This is a genomic window from Pseudomonas cucumis (genome assembly GCF_030687935.1).
Taxonomy (GTDB): Bacteria; Pseudomonadota; Gammaproteobacteria; order Pseudomonadales; family Pseudomonadaceae; genus Aquipseudomonas; species Aquipseudomonas cucumis.
Window position 1 is genome coordinate 4,236,769 of sequence record NZ_CP117454.1, and the last position, 20,032, is coordinate 4,256,800.

Consider the following 20,032-nt stretch of genomic DNA (forward strand, 5'->3'; position numbering starts at 1 on the left):
GGTCATTCAGATCAAACGATTACGTTTGGCGAAGTCTCGCAGGTGCACCGCCGCGTTCACCCCCAGCTTTTCGATCAAGCGAGTCTTGTAGGTGCTGATAGTCTTGTGACTCAAGTGCATAAGTTCGCCGATGACCTTGTTAGACATGCCTCGGGCCAGGTGTTGCAGGATGCTCAATTCGCGGTTGGAGAGTTTGTCGATCATCTGTTTTTCGCTGCTTTGCAGGCTGTCCTGAGGTCCAGAAGGCAGATGCGCGAAATAGGTGTAGCCGGCCATGACCGCATGCACGGCTTTTTGCAATTGACTCAAATCGTTGGTCTTGGCGACATACGCCATGGCCCCGGCACGCATGCAGCGATCCTGAAAGAACAGCGGATCCAGCGACGAGAACACCAGCACCCGGCAGGACAAGTCATTGGCCTTGATCCGTTCAAGCACATCCAGCCCATCACCGCCGGGCATGACCAGATCCAATATCACCAGATCGACTGCATGCTCACGAAGTATCGACAAGGCCTCGCCAACACTGAACGCCTCATAAATGAGTTTGAAACCCTCTGGTTCAAGGACAATTCGGACTGCGGCACTCACCACAGGATGATCGTCCACAAGCAGCGCTTTCTTCATGGCAATTCCCTGTGCAAAGACTCGACGATTACCCCCGGATAGCGCCGAGACAGACGCAACGGCTGCGCTAAGACTTTTGCATGGAAGACAGAAAAAATGTACCTGACAGAATTGATAGTACCGACGAACGGTAGCCCCGGAAATCAACCGATCCGCTGCCGATATCGCTCTTGATTCAAGTAGGGTGCAGCTTCACACGCTGGCGGATCGATGAGCGTCATCAGCCGTTGAATGGACACAAAATCTGGCAATGCCTCGCGGCTCACCTGAATCCTTTGCGGAACCTGCTGTTGAAAGCCGGCAGGGAATGGCGGCACCTGTGCCTGCTGGTCAGCGTAGATCAAGGCGTAATGAACCTGGCAGTTATCGAGGAAGAACTCCACCAGGTCCAACGCACCATCCGCCAGTGAGGCATTGATGACCACCAGATCGAACGGCTCGCAGCTGTAGTCGACCAGGGTCAGCATGTGCGCAAGGCTTTGCACCGGTGCCACCCGGTAATAACCGAGCTGATTGAACAACCGCTCGGTTTTCATTCGGTGAAAATGCTGTTCGTCGGCGATCAGGATACGCAAGGCTTTGTTGATCATCGCGAGCCTCCAGGTCAATCAATGACTGATGAGTGAGGCGGCAAGGCTACGCAAGAGCGAGGAAGCGTTCTGTAGGACATTTCCTAAAAACGGTGTCACTTATCCCTTCAGGACGTGGTTCTCAGGGAACGGGCCGGGATTCGCCGCGCCGTTGCAGCGCGGGGTTATTCCGGGTTCAGGATTCTACATTTGTGGTGCTTTTGAGAGCCCCATCGCGGGCTTGCCCGCGATGGCGGCTGGCAGACGCCGAAGATTTAGCTGGCAGTGGCCAACAACACATCCATCACCGACCGGCCATGCCCACGCGACTTGCCATGGTCATACAGCGACCCGGCAATTTCATCGGCGCGGATCGGCAGGATCGACAGCAAGGTGTCGCTCAAGCCGTGGCTGGCCTGGCAGAAGCCCTGCATGTAGATGCCGGCCTTGCAACGCTCGTCGGTGATCAGTTTGTAATTGCGATCGACCTCAAAATCACCCAGGTACTGTTCCAGCGGCGCCAGCAGTTTGCGGTGCATCTGACGCTCGTAACCGGTGGCCAGCACCACGGCGTCGTAGCAACGAACGGTGACTTCGCCGGTGGCGTTGTCGCGCACCGCCAGTTCGATACCGCGCTCGGTGGCGGTGGCTTTTTCGATGGTGGTCAGGGTACGGAACGCGTGGCGCGCGATGCCCGAGACTTTCTGCCGGTAGAAGATGCCGTAGATGCGTTCGATCAGGCCGATATCCACCACCGAATAGTTGGTGTTGTGGTACTCGTTGACCAGGCGCTCACGTTCGCTGCTGGCCTGCTGGAACACCAGGTCGGTGAACTCCGGCGAGAACACTTCGTTGACGAAGGGGCTGTCATCGGCTGGCTTCAAGGCCGAGCCACGCAGGATCATGTCCACCTGCACCGACGGGAAGCTGTCGTTCAGGTCGATGAAGGCTTCCGCCGCACTCTGCCCGCCGCCAATGATCGCGATGCTCATCGGTTGGTTGTTCACACACGGCTGGCTGGCCATGCGCTCCAGATACTGGGAGTGATGGAACACCCGGCCGTCATCCTTGAGTGCCTTGAACGCTTCGGGAATGCGCGGTGTACCGCCAGCGCTGACCACTACCGAACGGGTGGTGCGCACATGCTGCTGACCTTGCGTATCACGCGAGATCACCCGCAGTGCTTCGACCTGCTGGTGATGCAGCACCGGTTCGATGGCCAGCACTTCCTCGCCATAGCGACTCTGTTCGGTAAATTGCCCGGCGACCCAGCGCAGGTAGTCGTTGTACTCCATGCGGCATGGATAGAAGGTGCCGAGGTTGATGAAGTCCACTAGACGACCGTGGTGCTTGAGGTAATTGACGAAGGAATACGGGCTGGTCGGGTTGCGCAGCGTCACCAGATCCTTGAGAAAGGAAATCTGCAGTTCGCTCTGGGTGACCAGGGTATTGCCGTGCCAGCGGTAGTCCGCTTGCTTGTCGAGAAACAGCACATCCAGCTCGCCCTGGCTCGGCCCGCGCTCTTGCAGGGCGATGGCCAGAGCCAGGTTCGAAGGGCCGAAACCGACGCCGATCAGGTCGTGAACGATGGGCGATGCAATTGCCTGTGTCATTTCCAGTGTCCTCTGGATGAACCCCGGACCAGCGGGGATAAAGCCTGGGTGACCTGACCGGCCTTGTGCGGCAGCAGATCGTCTGTTGAATAGGAACGAGGACAATGAAAAAAAATTTAACGTGGCCTGATTAAACGGTGGCGATCAGGGAGCGTCCCACTGGCGCATGCGCACCCGGCAATGCTTCATGGCATTGACGATGTGCTTCTCCACCAGCGCCCGGGAAATACCCAGCTGCCCGGCGATTTCCGGGTGCGACAAGCCATCGATTTTGCGCAGAAGAAAACTCTCGCGACACAACCGTGGCAACTCCGCCAGTGCGCGCTGGAGCATGTCCAGGCGCTGACCGTGATCGAGGCTGTTGTGAGGGGATGGCGTGAAGTAGCGTTCTTCGCTGTCGAGCACGTCCAGGGATTCGACCTGCCGCAAGGCATTGCGTCGGTGGTCGTCGATCACCAGATTGAGCGCGGTGCGATAAAGAAACGCCCGGGGTTGTTCGATCGGCGTGTCACTGGAACGCTCCAGTACCCGCAGATAAGCGTCATGCACCACATCTTCGGCCACCTGACGGTTGCCCAGCTTGGCGTTCAGGAAACACACCAGCTCGCGATAGTAGTTTTCCAACATGACTCCCAGTCCTTGAGCCAGATCTGCGCCATAAAAGAGATGGCGGCACGATGATGGCAGCGCGCAAGAGGCGTAATTTATAGTAATTCTCATATAGATTTAAAGCACTGGATCCACTTACCTGAGAAATAACCTCATTTGTCGTCCTGTAACCCTATGTATCAAGGCTTAAATTCTGCTCCGGGGTTCTCGTTTACAGGACAGCTTCCCGTGTCTGTCGGTCCATCGACAGCGTTCAGCGGCGTCGGTCACTGCCGTGCTCGCCGAGCGACGGGCCGATTTTCACCGGCTGGAACCCCGCATGAAACGTCCCCGCCCCACCCGACGCGCCCTGTTTGTCGCTCTGTGCCTGATCCCCGCCGTGGCCCTGGCCGCCTGGCAAGTGATCCCGCCGGGGCGTGAGAAACTTGCCACCGCCGCCGTGACCCGCGCCGATATCGAAAACAGCGTGACCGCCCTCGGCACCCTGCAACCGCGACGTTACGTCGACGTCGGCGCCCAGGCGTCCGGGCAGATCCAGAAGATTCATGTCGAGGCCGGCGATCAGGTCAAGGAAGGCCAATTGCTGGTGGAGATCGACCCCTCGACCCAGAAAGCCAAACTCGACGCCGGACGCTTTTCCATCGACAACCTCAAGGCCCAACTGCAAGAGCAGCGCGCCCAGCACGACCTGGCGCAGCAAAAGTACCAACGCCAGCAGAACCTCGAGGCCGGCGGCGCGACCCGCGAAGAGGATGTGCAGACCGCCCGCGCCGAAGTGCGGGCGACCCAAGCACGCATCGACAGGTTCCAGGCGCAGATTCGTCAAGCCCAGGCCAGTTTGCGCAGCGACGAAGCGGAGTTGGGTTACACACGGATCTACGCGCCGATGTCCGGCACGGTGGTCGCCGTCGGCGCCCGGGAAGGCCAGACGCTCAACGCCCAACAACAGACGCCGCTGATATTGCGCATTGCCCGGTTGTCACCGATGACCGTATGGGCCGAGGTTTCGGAGGCCGATATCGGCCAGGTCAAACCCGGCATGACCGCCTGGTTCACCACGCTCAGCGGTGGCAGCCGGCGCTGGAGCAGCACCGTGCGGCAGATTCTGCCGGTGCCGCCGCGCCCGCTCGAACAGATGCAGGGCAGCCCCACCAGCGGTCGCAGCGGCAGCGAACGGGTGGTGCTCTATACCGTGCTGCTGGATGTCGACAACGCCGACAACGCCTTGATGACGGACATGACCGCCCAGGTATTTTTCGTCGCCCGGCAGGCGCAGAACGTGCTGACGGTGCCCACCGCGGCCCTGCAAAACGGCACCGCGACGGATCGCCAAGTGGCGCAAGTGGTGGCGGCCAACGGCGAGGTTCAGCGCCGCGAGGTTCGCACCGGGATCAGCGACCGGTTACGCACGCAGATTCTCGACGGGCTGGCGGAAGGCGATCACGTGCTGAGCGCTCCGCTTACCGGCAGCGGAGGCTGAATGCAAACACCTCTGATTGACCTGCGACAGATCCGCAAAGCCTACGGCGGTGGCGACAGCCCCTTGGTGGAAGTGCTGCGCGGCATCGACCTGTCGATCCATGCCGGCGAATTTGTCGCCATCGTCGGCGCTTCCGGTTCCGGCAAATCGACCTTGATGAACATCCTCGGCTGCCTCGACCGCCCCACCAGCGGCGACTACCTGTTCGCCGGGGAAAACGTCGCCGGCCTGGGCAGTGACGAACTGGCCTGGCTACGGCGTGAGGCCTTCGGCTTCGTGTTTCAGGGTTATCACCTGATCCCATCCGGATCGGCCCAGGAAAACGTCGAGATGCCGGCCATCTATGCCGGCACCCCGGCGGACGAACGCCATGCCCGCGCGGCGGCCCTGCTCGAGCGCCTCGGCCTGGGCTCGCGCACCGGCAACCGTCCGCACCAACTCTCCGGCGGCCAGCAGCAACGGGTGTCGATCGCCCGGGCGTTGATGAACGGCGGTCACATCATCCTCGCCGACGAACCCACCGGCGCCCTCGACAGCCACAGCGGCGCTGAAGTCATGACCCTGCTCGACGAACTGGCCAGCCAGGGGCATGTGGTGATCCTCATTACCCACGACCGCGAAGTGGCCAAACGCGCCAACCGGGTCATCGAAATCCGCGACGGTCTGATCATCAGCGACACCGCCACCAATCCCGCGGCCGCCCCCCGCACGGCTCGTCCCGGCGCGCTGCAAGCCGTGGACCTGCGCCAGCGCCTGAGCGCCGGCAGCGAAGCCAATGGCGCCTGGAAAGGCGAGCTGCTGGACGCGGTTCAGGCGGCCTGGCGAGTGATGTGGATCAACCGCTTCCGCACCGCCCTGACGCTGCTGGGGATTGTCATTGGCGTGGCGTCGGTAGTGGTGATGCTGGCGGTGGGCGAAGGCAGCAAGCGGCAGGTGATGGCGCAAATGGGCGCCTTCGGTTCCAACATCATTTACCTCAGCGGCGCCGCGCCCAATCCGCGTACGCCACCCGGCATCATCACCCTCGACGACGTCGCCGCGCTCGCCAACCTGCCCCAGGTGCAGCGGATCATGCCGGTCAACGGCTCGACGGCCGGTGTGCGTTTCGGCAATGCCGATCACACCGCCTATGTGGGCGGCAACGACACCAACTTCCCGAGCATCTTCAATTGGCCGGTGGTTCAGGGCAGCTATTTCACTCAGGCCGATGAAGACAGTGCCGCCGCGGTCGCGGTGATCGGGCACAAGGTCAGGGAGAAGCTGTTCAAAGACCTGACCGACCCGATTGGCCAGTACATCCTGATCGAAAACGTACCGTTTCAGGTGCTCGGCGTGCTGGCGGAAAAAGGCTCCAGTTCCGGTGATTCCGACAGCGACAACCGCATCGCCGTGCCCTACTCGGCCGCCAGCGTGCGTCTGTTTGGCAGTCGCAACCCCGAGTATGTGGTGATTGCCGCCAAGGATGCGCGCAAGGTCAAGGAAGCCGAGCAGGCCATCGAACAAACAATCCTGCGCGAGCACAAGGGCAAGCGCGATTTCGAACTGACCAACAACGCCGCCATGATCCAGGCCGAGGCCCGCACCCAAGGCACGCTGTCATTGATGCTCGGTTCGATTGCGGCGATTTCGTTGCTGGTCGGCGGCATCGGCGTCATGAACATCATGCTGATGACCGTGCGTGAACGCACCCGGGAAATCGGGATTCGCATGGCCACCGGCGCCCGTCAGCGCGACATCCTGCGCCAGTTTCTCACCGAGGCGGTCATGCTTTCGGTGGTCGGCGGTGTCGCCGGAATCGGCCTGGCGCTGCTGGTCGGTGGCGTGCTGCTGCTCGGCAATGTCGCGGTCGCGTTCCAGTTGTTCGCCGTGCTCGGCGCCTTCGGCTGCGCCCTGGTCACCGGTGTCATCTTCGGCTTCATGCCTGCCCGCAAGGCTGCCCGGCTCGATCCGGTCACGGCCCTTACCAGTGAATGATCGACCTATGAAAGTGCCCCTGAGCCTTCTGGCCGCCAGCCTGTTGCTGGCCGCCTGCAGCAACCCTGCGCCGCGCCCCGACAGTGGCCTGCAACCACCCGCCGCCTGGCAATCACCGAACACTTCAGCCGCTGCACACAGCAATCGCCAATGGTGGATGCAGTTCGGCAGCCCACAACTGAATCGCCTGATCGAACAGGCCAGCGTGGGCAGCCACGACCTGGCCGCCGCCGTCGCCCGGGTGCAGCAGGCCCAAGCCAGCGCCACCATCGCCGGCGCCCCGCTGCTGCCCGAGCTCAAGGCCGGCCTCAACGCCAATCGCCAACGCTTGCTGCACGGCAAGGGCTACAGCCAACTGGACGTCAGCCCCGATAATCGCTCGCTGAATTATTACGATGCCGAACTGAGCGCCAGCTATGAAATCGACTTCTGGGGCGGCAAACGGGCGGCCCGGGACAGCGCCCTGCTCGGCTTGCAGGCCAGCGAGTTCGATCGGGCCACCGTGGAGCTGACCTTGCAAAGTGGCGTGGCCAACAGCTACACCCAAGCCCTGTCGTTGCGTGAACAGCAACGGATCGCCGAGCTGAACCTGGCCAACGCCCAAAGCGTTTTGCGATTGGTGCAGACCCGCTACGACGCCGGCAGCGCCACCGCGCTGGAACTGGCTCAGCAAAAGAGCCTGGTGGCCGAACAGCAACGCAAACTGCCGCTGGTGCAGCAACAGGCCCGGGAAGCGCGGATCACCCTCGCCGCCCTGCTCGGCCAACCGGTGCAGGCACTGACGCTGACGGAGCAGGCGTTTGATCAATTGCATTGGCCAGAGATTGACAGCGGCGTGCCCAGTGAGCTGTTGAGTCGCCGTCCGGACATCGCCAGCGCCGAAGCCAAACTCGCTGCCGCCCAGGCCGATGTGACCGTCGCCCGTGCGGCGATGTTGCCCACCCTGACGCTTACCGCCAGCCTGGGCACCGGCGCCGACCTGGCCTCGGATCTGTTGCGCACGACTTTTTACAACCTGTCCTCGGGGCTGGTGGCACCGATCTTCAACAATGGTCGCCTCAGCGCCACTCGCGACAAAGCCACGGCGCGCCAACAGGAATTGCTGGAAACCTATCGCGGGGCAATCATCAACGGCTTTGCCGATGTGGAAAAAGCCCTCAACAGCATTCGTGGGCTGGACGAACAACGTCAGTGGCAAGGGGAAGAACTGAGCCAGGCTCAGACCGCTTTCGACATCGCCCAGAGCCGCTACCAGGCCGGCGCCGAAGACTTGCTTACGGTGCTGCAAACCCAGCGCACGCTGTATGCCGCCCAAGATATGAATGTGCAGCTGAGGTTGTCGCGGTTGCAGGCCAGTATCGCGCTGTACAAGGCGCTGGGTGGGGGGTGGCAGGTGCTTTAGCTCAGGGTGAGCATTGAGTTCGCTATCGCGAGCAGGCTCGCTCCCCCATTGGATTTGCGTCGTACACAAACGTTGTGTTCAGCGACATCCAGTGTGGGAGCGAGCCTGCTCGCGAAAGAACGATAACGCGGTCTACCTGATTAAACCGGCCATCCCTTGACCTTCAGATGCCGCGCATACCACGGCCGGCGCGGCACTTTGCGCAACAGGTCGCTCATGTTGTCTTCATCGCCAAAGGTGATGCGCAACGCCAGCTTCATGGTTTCGGGGTCCATTTCCACCGAGCGCCCCGCTTGCAGACCCGGGGTCGTGCTGCAACCGTGGGTGTCCGGCCCGAGCCACGGATCGCCGACTTCCACCCAACGCCCCGGCGCAAACCACGGCACACCGTTGACCTCCAGTCGACTCAGTTCGCCAGGGTGAAAACGCTCATGGGCGCGGAACCAGTCTTCGATGCGATCGTCGATCCAGCCGTGGAAACGCCAGAACACCGGGTTGACGTGGGACGAAAACGGATCGCCGAGAAAGTCGTTTTCCGGAGCATACCAGCGCGCCGCGAAGTCGGCCTGATCCCGGGCCATCGGCACCGGTATCTCGTTGGACGGGTCCCGTGCCACCGACGCCCAGCGCATGTGCAGCCAATCGTGCAGGCCCAGCTCGACCTCCGAACCGAACTGGCCGAGGGTCAGTTTCGACAGATAACGCGGATCCCGGTACTGCGACTCCCAGACCTGGAAGTTGCTGTGATAGGTCTCGGCGGCTTTGATGTCGCTGACCCATTTGGTGTACTCGTCGTCGCCTTCGGTCAACCAGGTCGGCGGCAAGGCATTGCCATCGTGATTGTCGAAGTAGCGCGCGAAGCCCTGGCGATCACGCTCAAGCTCCGGCTGCGGCAAGGGGAATGCCGGCCATGAAGGCAAATCCTGCATGGAGCGGGCGATGCCGAGCATGTGCCGGTGCATGAAGAAGAAATCGATGCCCGAACCGTTTCGGTCCTTGCGCGGCCCGCGGGCATCACGCTCGTTGTCCCGTGGTCCGGGTTGCCAGCCGATACCACGCAACGCCTCGCGCTTTTTCTCCGAGAGCTTGTGCCATTTATCCCGGGACGCGTGCCAGAGCTGATGAAACAAACGATGTTCGGGGGACACCAGCCACGCCAGAAACGCCGGGTTGAGGGCGACTCGCTCCCGCGCTTCGGGAAACCGGCGCTTGATGGCGATAAAGCGATTGTCGAGTTCGGGCAAACCCAACGGGCGATTCAGGCTCAGCACCTGGCCGCTGAAGGTGCCACTGCCGGCGTTGCCGAAAGCCGCCCAGACTTCGTCGAGCTTTGCCTTGAATTCATACACCGGCGCCACCAGCGGGGCGTCAGTGCGCATCAGTCGCCAGTACAGTTCAGCGCCAGTGGCCGGTGCCAGATCGCCGATGACCTGATAGCACGGCGGGCCTTCCCCGCGCAGGTGAGTGCCGGTGTCCAGGCAACCGCGCAACCCGCGCCCGCGATGAGCGATGTCGAGAAACAGCTCCAGCCCGTCCTGCGGCAAGCCATCGAGCCCGGCATCGCTGCCGACAAAACGAATGTCCCAGATTCCGCGCAAGCTGTCGGCCAGTTGCTGCCCGGCGGTGCTCGCCAGGTCGACCGTGGCCTCCCCCGGCGTGATCGGTTCCTTTTCCCGAGTCAGCTCACGATGTGCATAAAAAGCGGCAGGCACCGCAGCGCTCGTGAGCGCCAGGCCCGCCATGAACCAGCGTCGAGAAATCGTCATTGCCCTACCTGTGTCAGCCATGAAGCAGGCTTTATCCAAGCTAGAACGTTTGTTGCTTCTACAAATTTATGGGAGCCCTCAAAGATCGCAGGCGCCTGCATATGAAATGCGATCTTTGCGGGGTCACCTAAATTCCTGCATCGGTCACTCGTTCTTCCCAGATAGCAAAGGCCCCTGCGCCTGCACCGGGGCGGCGAACCTGACTGAGATGGCGATGACAAAAACACGTTCGAAAAAAGCTCTGTACCTCGGCCTGCCACTGGCCTTGGCGATCAGTGCCGGCGCAGGCTGGCTGGTCTGGGATTACGGGTTCAAGGACAACCCCGGCTACCCGGTCAAGGTCATGAAACAGGCCACCGAACTGCAGGAGCGGATCCTGTCCTTCGATAGCCACATCACCGTCCCCCTGAGTTTCGGTGCCCATGGCAATGAGGCCGACAAGGACGGTTCCGGCCAGTTCGACCTGATCAAGGCCAACCGTGGCCGACTGTCCGGCGCTGCCCTGACAGTCTTCGGCTGGCCGGAAATGTGGAACGGCCCGAACGCGCCGCACAGGCCCACCGACGGTTTCGTCGAGGAAGCACGCAACCAGCAGGAAGTGCGCTACAAAATCATCTCCGGCCTGGTTCGCGATTTTCCCAATCAGGTCGGCATCGCCTACACCCCCGACGACTTCCGACGCCTGCACGGCGAAGGCAAGTTTGCGATTTTCATCAGCATGCTCAACGCCTACCCGCTGGGCAATGACCTGAGCAAACTGGACCTGTGGGCCGCCCGCGGCATGCGCATGTTCGGTTTCAGCTACATCGGCAACAACAGCTGGGCCGATTCGTCACGACCGCTGCCGTTTTTCAACGACTCCCCCGATGCCCTCGACGGGCTGTCGGACATCGGCAAACAAGCGGTGCAGCGCCTCAACGATCTGGGCGTGATCATTGATGTGTCGCAGATGTCGACCAAAGGCCTGGAACAAGTGGCGCAACTGAGCCGCACGCCGATGGTGGCCTCGCACTCGGCACCACGGGCTTCGGTGGACATCCCGCGCAACCTCAGCGACAAGGAACTGCAGCTGATCAAGAACAGCGGCGGCGTAGTCCAGGTAGTCGGTTTCTCGCAATACCTCAAGCCGCTGACCCAAGACACACAGGACAAACTCAACGCCCTGCGCAAACGTTTTGATTTGCCGCCATTGCCCAATCTGGCGATGGCATTGATGCCCGGTGACCCGATCATCACCGCCTGGTCCGAACAGAAGCTCGGTCAATACGCCAGCGGCCTGTACGCCATTCTCGAAGAAGAACCCAAGGCCACCCTCAAGGACCTCGGCGATGCCATCGATTACACCGTGCGCAAGGTCGGCATCGACCACGTCGGCATCGCTTCGGACTTCAACGACGGGGGCGGCATCAAAGGCTGGGAAAATGTCGGCGAAATCCGCAACGTCACCGCCGAACTGATCCAGCGCGGTTATTCCGAAGCCGACATCGCCAAGCTCTGGGGCGGTAACTTCCTGCGGGTCTGGGAACAGGTGCAAAAAGCCGCGAAGCCCACGCTGATTTCTCGCCAGGAAACGGTAAAACCATGAGTGACCGTCGTACTTTTCTGAAACAGGCCGGGATCCTCGCCGCCGGCCTGCCGTTGGGTGCCAGCCTCGGGACCCCGGCCGCCGCCGTGCAGCTGCAAGCCGTGTCCCGGAACAAGTGGGTGCAATTGCACCAGTTGTTCGAGCAGGATCCGAACTACATTCACTTCGCCAATTTCCTGGTGACCTCCCACCCCAAACCCGTGCGCGAGGCCATCGCCCGTCACCGCGCCTCGCTGGACCTGAACCCCGGGCTGGCCATGGACTGGGACCTGGGCGTGACCCACCAGCGCGAAGAAAACGTGAGGCTCTGGGCCGGTCGGTATTTGCAGGCCAAACCGACACAGATCGCCCTCACCGGCAGCACCACCGAAGGCCTGGCGATGATTTATGGCGGCGTGCAGGTGCGTCCCGATCAGGAAATCCTCACCACGGTTCACGAACACTATTCCACGAACAACATCCTGCATTTTCGCAACCAGCGCGATGGCACCCGGGTGCGCAAGATTCAGTTGTTCGAGCAACCACAGTCGATCTCGGCCGACCAAGTGCTGGATACCATCAACCGCAATATCCGCCCCGAGACCCGCGTGCTGGGCATGACCTGGGTGCACTCGGGCAGTGGCGTGAAGCTACCGATCAGCGACATCGCCGGACTCGTCGATGAACACAATCGCCAGCGCGACGACAAGGACCGGATCATTTACGTGGTCGACGGCGTGCACGGTTTCGGCGTCGAAGACCTGAGCTTCCCGGCGATGAACTGCGACTTCTTCATTGCCGGCACCCACAAATGGATGTTCGGCCCCCGCGGCACCGGCATCGTTTGCAGCCGCAGCGAAGAGCTGAAATACGTCAGCCCGAGCGTACCGACCTTCTCCGAAGCCACGACCTTTTCCACCACCATGTCCCCGGGCGGCTATCACGCTTTCGAACATCGCTGGGCCGTGGACGAAGCATTCAAATTGCACCTGGAACTGGGCAAGGCCGACGTCCAGGCGCGTATCCATCAGCTCAACAGCTACCTGAAACAACGATTGCTGGAGCAGCCGGGCGTCGAACTGGTCACCCCGGTCGACCCGAAGTTTTCGGCGGGGTTCAGCTTCTTCCGGGTCAAGGGTCAGGACAGCGATGCGGTGGCCGCTCATCTGATGCAAAACCGGATTGTCTGCGATGCGGTCAGTCGCGACGTCGGCCCGGTGATCCGCACCGCCCCCGGCCTGCTGAATACCGAAGCCGAGGTGGACCGTTTCATCGACGTGCTGGGCAAAAAGCGCTCCGCGTGAACCCTCTCTGCGAGGCACCGTTTTCCTTTAACCGAGACGACTTATGAAAACGCTCCCTATGCCCTCTTCCCTGCGAACCTTATCGGCCCTGGCACTGACCGCATTGCTCGCCGGTCTGCTGCCCGGCACTGCCCAGGCCGCGAACCCGCCAGCCCCCGGCAAGGTGTTCAAGGACTGCAAGGACTGTCCGGAAATGGTCGTGCTGCCCGCCGGCCGCTACACCATGGGCACACCAGCGGATGAAGTCGGCCACCAGCCCGATGAAGGCCCGCTGCATGAAGTGACCTTCACCCGCCCTTTCGCCATCAGCCGCTTTCAGGTACTGGCCGGCGAATGGGACGCCTACGTGCGCGCCACCGGCAACACCCCCGCCGACTTCGATGATCGCCCGGGCCGTCGCTGCACCGCCGGCAAACCCAGCTTCAAACAGACCGCGCGCCACCCGGCCGTGTGCATGAACGTGGCCGAAGCCCAGGGCTACATTGCCTGGCTGTCGAAGAAAACCGGTCATGCCTATCGCATGCCCAGCGAGTCGATCCGTGAGTACGCCGCCCGCGCCGGCAGCACCGGGGCTTTCCCGTTTGCGTTCGATGAAGGCGCCGACTACCAGATCTCGAAAAACGCCAACACCTACGGTGCCGCCGACGGCTACAACTTCACCTCCCCGGCTGGCACCTTCCCGGCCAACGCCTTTGGCGTGTTCGACATGCACGGCAACGTTTATGAGTGGGTCGCCGACTGCTACCGCGAAGACTATGTCGGTGTACCCAGCGACGGCAGCCCGTGGCTGGAGCAGAACTGCAAACGCCAGGTGATGCGTGGCAACGACTGGGGCGAAGCGCCGGTGTTCTCCCGCTCCGGCAATCGCAACAGCAGCCTGCCCACCAGCAGCGGCGATTGGCTGGGGTTTCGCGTAGTGCGTGAGCTCTGAATCCTTTGTAGCGAGGGGGCTTGCCCTGATGCTGGTCAGTTCAGCCGTGAAACCTGTGGGAGCGGGCTTGCCCGCGATGACGGCGGTACAGTCAACATTTAAGTCACCTGACGCACCGCTTTCGCGGGCAAGCCCGCTCCCACAGGAATTTCGCTCACCACAGGCCTGGTGACTAACCGGCAATTACCCTCTGCAGCCGTTTAAATAAAGTCCCCGACCATTCGTTTTCCTTAAGTACCGGCACTCCCTCCGCATCGAAGCAGGAATCCTCCATGACCAAGCCAACGCGTGGGGCGATCAACGAATTGTTCGCCCTGCTCAAGCCCTTCCGCCTGATCGTCTCTGCGTCCATCGTGCTCGGCATGATCGGTGGCCTGAGCGTCACCGTGTTGCTGGCGACCATCAACAATGCCCTGCACTCCGCCGATGGCCTGACCCGCACCGTGGTGATGATGTTCGCCGGGCTGTGCGTGCTGGCGCTGCTGACCTCGATTTTGTCCGACATCGGCACCAACTACGTCGGTCAGCACATCATCGCCAGGCTGCGCAAAGAGCTGGGGGAGAAAGTGCTGTCGGCGCCGATCGACCAGATCGAGCGCTACCGCAGCCACCGGTTGATCCCGGTGCTGACCCACGACGTGGACACCATCAGCGATTTCGCCTTCGCCTTCGCGCCGTTGGCGATTTCCCTGACCGTGACCCTGGGTTGCCTCGGCTATCTGGCGATGCTGTCGTGGCCGATGTTTCTGATGATGCTGGTGGCCATCGCCATCGGCACCACCATCCAGGCCATCGCCCGGGCCAAGGGCATGCGCGGTTTCTACGCGGCGCGAGACTCCGAAGACGAGCTGCAAAAGCACTACAACGCCATCGCCGAAGGGGCCAAGGAACTGCGCATCCACCGCCCACGTCGTCAGCGCATGTTCGTGTCCGGCATCCAGAAAACCGCCGAGAAAATCTGTGACACGCAGATCCGCTCGATCAATACCTTTGTCATTGCCAAGTCGTTCGGCTCAATGCTGTTCTTCGTGGTCATCGGCCTGGCGCTGGCCCTGCAATCGTTCTGGCCCAGTGCCGACAAGGCCGTGATGAGCGGTTTTGTGTTGGTGCTGCTGTACATGAAAGGCCCGCTGGAACATCTGGTCAGCACCCTGCCAATCATCAGCCGGGCGCAGATTGCGTTTCGCCGGATCGCCGAACTCAGCGATCAGTTTTCCTCCCCGGAACCGCACCTGCTGCTGGAAGATCAGGGCCATAAACCCGGCCCTGTCCACAGTTTGGAACTGAGCAACGTGCGTTACGCTTTCCCGCCGGTGGAAGGCAGCGAGCCCTTCCGCCTCGGCCCGGTCAACCTGCGCATCGAGCAAGGCGACATTGTGTTCATCGTCGGTGAAAACGGCTGTGGCAAAACCACGTTGATCAAGTTGCTGCTGGGTCTTTATGCGCCCACCGAAGGCGAGATCCGCGTGAATGACCAGCCGATCACCGCGCTCAACCGCGATGACTACCGGCAGCATTTCACCACGATATTTGCCGACTATTACCTGTTCGATGACCTGATTCAGGGCGACCGACAAGTGCCGCAGGATGCCACCCGCTACCTCGAACGCTTGGAGATCGCGCACAAGGTCAGCGTGCGCGACGGCGCGTTCAGCACCACCGATCTTTCCACCGGCCAGCGCAAACGCCTGGCGCTGGTCAATGCCTGGCTCGAAGAACGACCGGTGCTGGTGTTCGACGAATGGGCGGCTGATCAAGACCCGACCTTCCGCCGCATTTTCTACACCGAACTGCTGCCTGACCTGAAGCGCCTGGGCAAAACCATCATCGTCATCTCCCACGATGACCGCTACTTCGACGTGGCCGATCAACTGGTGCGCATGGAGGCCGGCAAGGTCAAAAGCGAACTGCAACTCGCGTAATCGACGAGGCCGTGGCCGACCGGGAAAATAATTTTCCGGTTTGCCGCGGCCTCCTCGTCTTAATGAGATGAATAAGAACCATTACCAACTATACCTGCCAAGGTCTTAACCTCATGTCCGCATCCCGTTTCATGCTTCGACCTCTGACCCGCGCCCTGTTAATGAGCAGCACGACTCGCTCGCGCATGACGTCCACCGGCCTCGGCCTGGCGATGACCCTGGCGGTGACGCCGTATGTCCAGGCCCAGGAATGGACCCTGAACATCCCGGCCCAGCCATTGGCTCAGGCGCTGCAGACGCTCGGTCAACAGACCAACCTGCAAATCATCTACAGCCCCGAGAGCATTCAGAACCTGCGTTCCAGTGCCCTCAACGGCCGCTATCAGGAAGACGATTCGCTCAGCGCGCTGCTCAAGGGCACCGGGTTGCGCCATCAGCGCGACGGCAACACGGTCACGCTGCTGGCGCCGGCCACGGGCAATGCGATGGAACTGGCACCGACCAGTATCAACGGGCAGCGATTGGGCGCGACCACCGAAGGCAGCAACTCTTACACCACCGGGGCGGTGACCATTGGCAAAGGCGAGCATTCGCTCAGGGAAACCCCGCAGTCGATCACCGTCATCACCCGCAAGATGCTCGATGACCAGAACCTGAACACCATCGAACAGGTCATGGAAAAGACCCCGGGCATCACCGTTTACGACTCGCCCATGGGCGGCAAGTATTTCTACTCCCGCGGTTTCCGCATGACCGGCCAGTACCAGTACGACGGCGTGCCGCTGGACATCGGCAGCAGCTACGTGCAGGCCGATGCCTTCAGCAGCGACATGGCGATCTATGATCGGGTCGAAGTGTTGCGCGGCGCGGCCGGGATGATGAAGGGCGCCGGCGGCACCGCAGGGGGTGTGAACTTCGTGCGCAAGCGCGGCCAGGACACCCCGCACACTCAACTGTCGTTATCCGCCGGGACCTGGGACAACTACCGTGGCCAGGTCGACACCGGCGGCCCGCTTAACGACGCCGGCACCATTCGTGGCCGGGCCGTGGTGACCCAGCAGACCCGTCAGTATTTCTATGACGTTGGCGAACGCAGGGACCAGATCTACTACGGCGCGCTGGACTTCGACCTGAGCGACTACACCACCCTGGGCCTGGGCATGGCCTATGAAGACGTCGATGCCACTCCGTGCTGGGGCGGCCTGCCGCGCTACGCCGATGGCAGCGACCTGAAGCTCTCTCGCTCCACGTGCCTGAACACCGCCTGGAACAACCAGCGCAGCAAGCGGGCCACCTACTTCGGCGACCTGAAACACGAGTTCAACGAAAACTGGGCGCTGAAGGTCGCGGGGGTTTACTCGAAAAACACCCAGGACATGGAATACGCCTTCCCGAGCGGTTCGGTACCGGTTGGCGCCACCAGCACCAATACCCCGATGATCGGCAGCATCTTTGACTACGATCAGGTCGACTACGGCCTCGACGCTTATGTGGACGGCAAGTTCGACGCATTCGGCCAAGAGCACGAGCTGATCGTCGGCGCCAACGCCAGCCGCTCCCACAAAGATGACTTCTACGCCGTGGCCCTCCTGCCTGATAGTCAGAATGTGCTGAACCCCAACCATCACCTGCCCCAGCCGGATGAAAGTTTCTACCTGGCCAACGCCACCCGGGGTGGTCCGGTAGACATGCGGATCAAGCAATATGGCGCCTATTCCACGGCACGCCTGAAACTGGCCGATCCGCTGACCTTCGTCTTGGGCAGCCGCGTCAGCTGGTACAAGTCCGAAACCGACTCCGTCTCGTTCTGGCGCGGCGAAGGCACACCGATCAGTTCCGAGGCCAAGGAAACCGGGCAAGTCACCCCGTTCGCCGCGCTGCTGTTCGATATCAACGATAACCTGACCGTCTACACCAGCTACGCGGATATCTTCACCCCGCAAGGCAACTACAAGACCATCACCGGTTCGACACTCAAGCCATTGATCGGTCAGAGCTATGAACTGGGGATCAAGGGTGAATGGTTCGACGGTCGCCTGAACAGCTCCTTCAACCTGTTCCGCACTGTCCAGAAAGACGCAGCCCAGGATGACCCGGCCTGCCCGGACAGCACCTGCTCGCAAAACTCCGGCAAAGTGCGCGCCCAAGGCTTCGAAGCGGAAGTCAGCGGTGAAGTCATTGACCGCCTGCAGTTGCTGGCCGGTTACACCTACACCCAGACCAAGGTGCTGGAAGACGCCGACGCCAGTCAGGACGGTGTGTCGTATAACTCGTATGTGCCGCGCCACCTGCTGCGCGTGTGGGGCGACTACGCCCTCAGCGGACCACTGGAACGCGTCACCGTCGGTGCCGGCGTCAATGCCCAAAGCAGCAACTACCGCGTCTCGCCGAGCAGCGGCAACAACATCACCCAGGCTGGCTATGCGGTCTGGAACGGTCGCATCGGCTACCGCATCGACGACACCTGGTCCGTGGCACTGAACGGCAACAACCTGTTCGACAAGCGCTACTACGCCACGGTCGGTTCCGAAGGTTGGGGTAACTTCTACGGTGAACCGCGCAACTTCGTGATGTCGGTCAAGGCTGACTTCTGATTGCAGCGCCAATGAAAACGCCCCGCAATTGCGGGGCGTTTTTTTGTGCGGAACAAGCTGACGTATTTGTTTATCGGGTGGTTTGACCGTGGGTTTGAGGAGTTCTTTCGGGCCTCATCGCGGGCAAGCCCGCTCCCACAGGTTTCTGCTTTGACCAAATGATTTGTGAACGACACCAATCACTGTGGGAGCGGGCTTGCCCGCGATGAGGCCGATACAGCCACCACAAGACTCAGTGTCAGACCGCTAAACAAGCACTGTTTAAACGACACTTCCAGATACTCACTCAGGCTACACATCCTTGCGCCGCTGCCTACGACTACGCCAGAATCCGCCGGCTTGTGCGCCTTGAGGCCGGGCTCTATCGTTTCCGGGTCGCTGACGAATCAGCGATCGGGTTTAGCAGCTCGGTAAATATCAAGGCACGCAGTGTCACCTCTCGATGGTGGCTGTGCGTGGGGCACTTCGGTGCGCCGGGTTCCTTGATCCCTGGTCTGCTAACCCGCGTACAGTCGCCACCCGATTTGATCGTTCCCACGCTCCGCGTGGGAATGCCTCAACGGACGCTCTGCGTTCGGCTCTGGAAGGGACGCGGAGCGTCCCGGGCTGCATTCCTTTGCTGCGCGTGGGAACGATCAAACGATCAACATTCCTTTGCTGTGCGTGGGAACGATCAATCGCACTATCCGCAGTTTCCAGGCTCAGCCCAAATGCCGACTCAGTGCCCGGCTCAAGCTTTCATGCACGCTCAGCACATCCGGCATCACCGAGGCCAATCTGAGCAGGTCATGGGTCAAACCCGGGCACTGTTCGAGTTCGACACTCACCCCCTGCGCGCGCAGTTTATCGACGTAGGCCTGGCCTTCATCGAGTAACGGATCGAACCCGGCCAGCAGCACAATCGCCGGCGCCACACCGCGCAGGTCTTCAGCCAGCAACGGCGAGAAGCGCCAGTCCAGCAGGTCTTCGGGGCTGCGAGCATAGTGCTGGTAGAACCAGGCCAGCGTGTCGTTTTCCAGCAAATACCCTTCACTGAACAACAGGCGCGAATCGTGGGTGCGCGAGGCGTCGGTGACCGGATAACACAGCAATTGCACCTTGGGGGCGATGGCCACGGTGTGTGGCTGAACCACCGCTTGCAAGGCCAGCACCGTCGCCAATGTGGCACCGGCACTGTCGCCACCGAACGCGACGCGACTGGCATCCAGCCCCAGGGCCAGCGCCTGTTCCGCCAGCCAGGACAAGGCGTCTTCACCGTCCTCCAGCGCTGTCGGAAAGCGATGCTCCGGCGCCAGCCGATAGCCAACCGACAACACCGCGCACGGCGTACGCCGGCAGAATTCGCGGCAGACACCGTCATGGGAATCCAGGCTGCCCACTACAAAACCACCACCATGGAAATACACCAGCACCGGCATCGGTGCCGTCGCCCCGGCCGGGCGATACAAACGCAATGCCAGCGGCGCACCGTCCCGGGCCGTGGTGTTGACCTCCAGCACATCAAGATCCTGAGGAGCATTCCAACGCAATTGCGCCGTGGTTTGTTCGAAGATCGCCCGGGCCTCGGCCGGGGTCAGTTGATGCAGCGCCGGCTGGCCTGCGTCCTGGCCGTCTTGCGCCAGGTCGAGGAAGGCTTCCAGATCAGGGTGTAACGACATCGAAAAAATCCTTATGTCC

14 protein-coding genes are annotated in these 20,032 nt (G+C 61.5%); 8 read left to right on the forward strand and 6 right to left on the reverse strand.

The window, feature by feature from the left end; all coding sequences use genetic code 11:
- Positions 1-6: 6 nt before the first annotated feature.
- The 4 genes from PSH97_RS19240 to PSH97_RS19255 form a co-directional block, all read right to left on the reverse strand.
- Positions 7-627, reverse strand: coding sequence for a response regulator transcription factor (locus tag PSH97_RS19240; RefSeq protein ID WP_305446281.1), 621 nt, complete (start codon positions 625-627; stop codon positions 7-9).
- Positions 628-770: 143 nt separating this feature from the next.
- Positions 771-1,217 carry a response regulator gene (locus PSH97_RS19245; RefSeq protein WP_305446282.1) on the reverse strand — a complete coding sequence of 149 codons (447 nt, stop codon included), beginning with the start codon at positions 1,215-1,217 and terminating at the stop codon, positions 771-773.
- 254 nt (positions 1,218-1,471) lie between these two features.
- Positions 1,472-2,809: a lysine N(6)-hydroxylase/L-ornithine N(5)-oxygenase family protein gene (locus PSH97_RS19250; protein WP_305446283.1), complete on the reverse strand. Its 1,338-nt coding sequence runs from the start codon at positions 2,807-2,809 to the stop codon at positions 1,472-1,474.
- Positions 2,810-2,953: 144 nt separating this feature from the next.
- A complete protein-coding gene (locus tag PSH97_RS19255; RefSeq protein WP_305446284.1) occupies positions 2,954-3,436 on the reverse strand; it encodes a sigma-70 family RNA polymerase sigma factor in 483 nt (160 codons plus the stop codon).
- A 301-nt stretch (positions 3,437-3,737) separates the two neighbouring features.
- On the opposite strand from PSH97_RS19255, the gene PSH97_RS19260 reads away from it, so the two are divergent.
- From PSH97_RS19260 to PSH97_RS19270, 3 genes are read left to right on the forward strand one after another with little or no spacing between them, the layout of a single operon-like run.
- Positions 3,738-4,898, forward strand: coding sequence for an efflux RND transporter periplasmic adaptor subunit (locus tag PSH97_RS19260; RefSeq protein WP_305446285.1), 1,161 nt, complete (start codon positions 3,738-3,740; stop codon positions 4,896-4,898).
- Positions 4,899-6,872 (forward strand): MacB family efflux pump subunit, encoded by a 1,974-nt coding sequence (locus tag PSH97_RS19265; RefSeq protein WP_305446286.1) that lies wholly within the window; start codon positions 4,899-4,901, stop codon positions 6,870-6,872.
- Positions 6,873-6,879: 7 nt separating this feature from the next.
- Positions 6,880-8,274: an efflux transporter outer membrane subunit gene (locus PSH97_RS19270; protein WP_305446287.1), complete on the forward strand. Its 1,395-nt coding sequence runs from the start codon at positions 6,880-6,882 to the stop codon at positions 8,272-8,274.
- Between the two features lie 140 nt (positions 8,275-8,414).
- Here PSH97_RS19270 and pvdP read toward each other — a convergent pair whose 3' ends face one another.
- Positions 8,415-10,040 (reverse strand): pyoverdine maturation tyrosinase PvdP, encoded by a 1,626-nt coding sequence (gene pvdP / locus PSH97_RS19275; protein WP_305446288.1) that lies wholly within the window; start codon positions 10,038-10,040, stop codon positions 8,415-8,417.
- A 214-nt stretch (positions 10,041-10,254) separates the two neighbouring features.
- Here pvdP and pvdM point away from each other — a divergent pair, with 214 nt between their 5' ends.
- The 5 genes from pvdM (at position 10,255) to PSH97_RS19300 (ending at position 18,355) form a co-directional block, all read left to right on the forward strand.
- Complete coding sequence (gene pvdM / locus PSH97_RS19280; RefSeq protein WP_305446289.1) at positions 10,255-11,625, forward strand: pyoverdine-tailoring dipeptidase-like protein PvdM; 1,371 nt, start codon at positions 10,255-10,257, stop codon at positions 11,623-11,625.
- The gene (gene pvdN, locus PSH97_RS19285; RefSeq protein ID WP_305446290.1) at positions 11,622-12,908 is read left to right on the forward strand and encodes a pyoverdine-tailoring periplasmic protein PvdN; all 1,287 of its coding nucleotides are present in this window, start codon (positions 11,622-11,624) and stop codon (positions 12,906-12,908) included. The genes pvdM and pvdN overlap by 4 nt, the downstream gene beginning before the upstream one ends.
- A 43-nt stretch (positions 12,909-12,951) precedes the next feature.
- Positions 12,952-13,839: a dihydropyoverdine dehydrogenase gene (gene pvdO / locus PSH97_RS19290; RefSeq protein ID WP_305446291.1), complete on the forward strand. Its 888-nt coding sequence runs from the start codon at positions 12,952-12,954 to the stop codon at positions 13,837-13,839.
- Positions 13,840-14,111: 272 nt separating this feature from the next.
- Positions 14,112-15,761: a cyclic peptide export ABC transporter gene (locus tag PSH97_RS19295; RefSeq protein WP_305446292.1), complete on the forward strand. Its 1,650-nt coding sequence runs from the start codon at positions 14,112-14,114 to the stop codon at positions 15,759-15,761.
- Between the two features lie 113 nt (positions 15,762-15,874).
- On the forward strand, positions 15,875-18,355 hold the full coding sequence (locus PSH97_RS19300) for a TonB-dependent siderophore receptor (protein ID WP_305446293.1): 2,481 nt from the start codon (positions 15,875-15,877) through the stop codon (positions 18,353-18,355).
- 701 nt (positions 18,356-19,056) lie between these two features.
- On the opposite strand, the gene PSH97_RS19305 is transcribed toward PSH97_RS19300, so the two are convergent.
- Positions 19,057-20,013, reverse strand: coding sequence for an alpha/beta hydrolase (locus tag PSH97_RS19305; protein ID WP_305446294.1), 957 nt, complete (start codon positions 20,011-20,013; stop codon positions 19,057-19,059).
- Between the last annotated feature and the right edge of the window lie 19 nt (positions 20,014-20,032).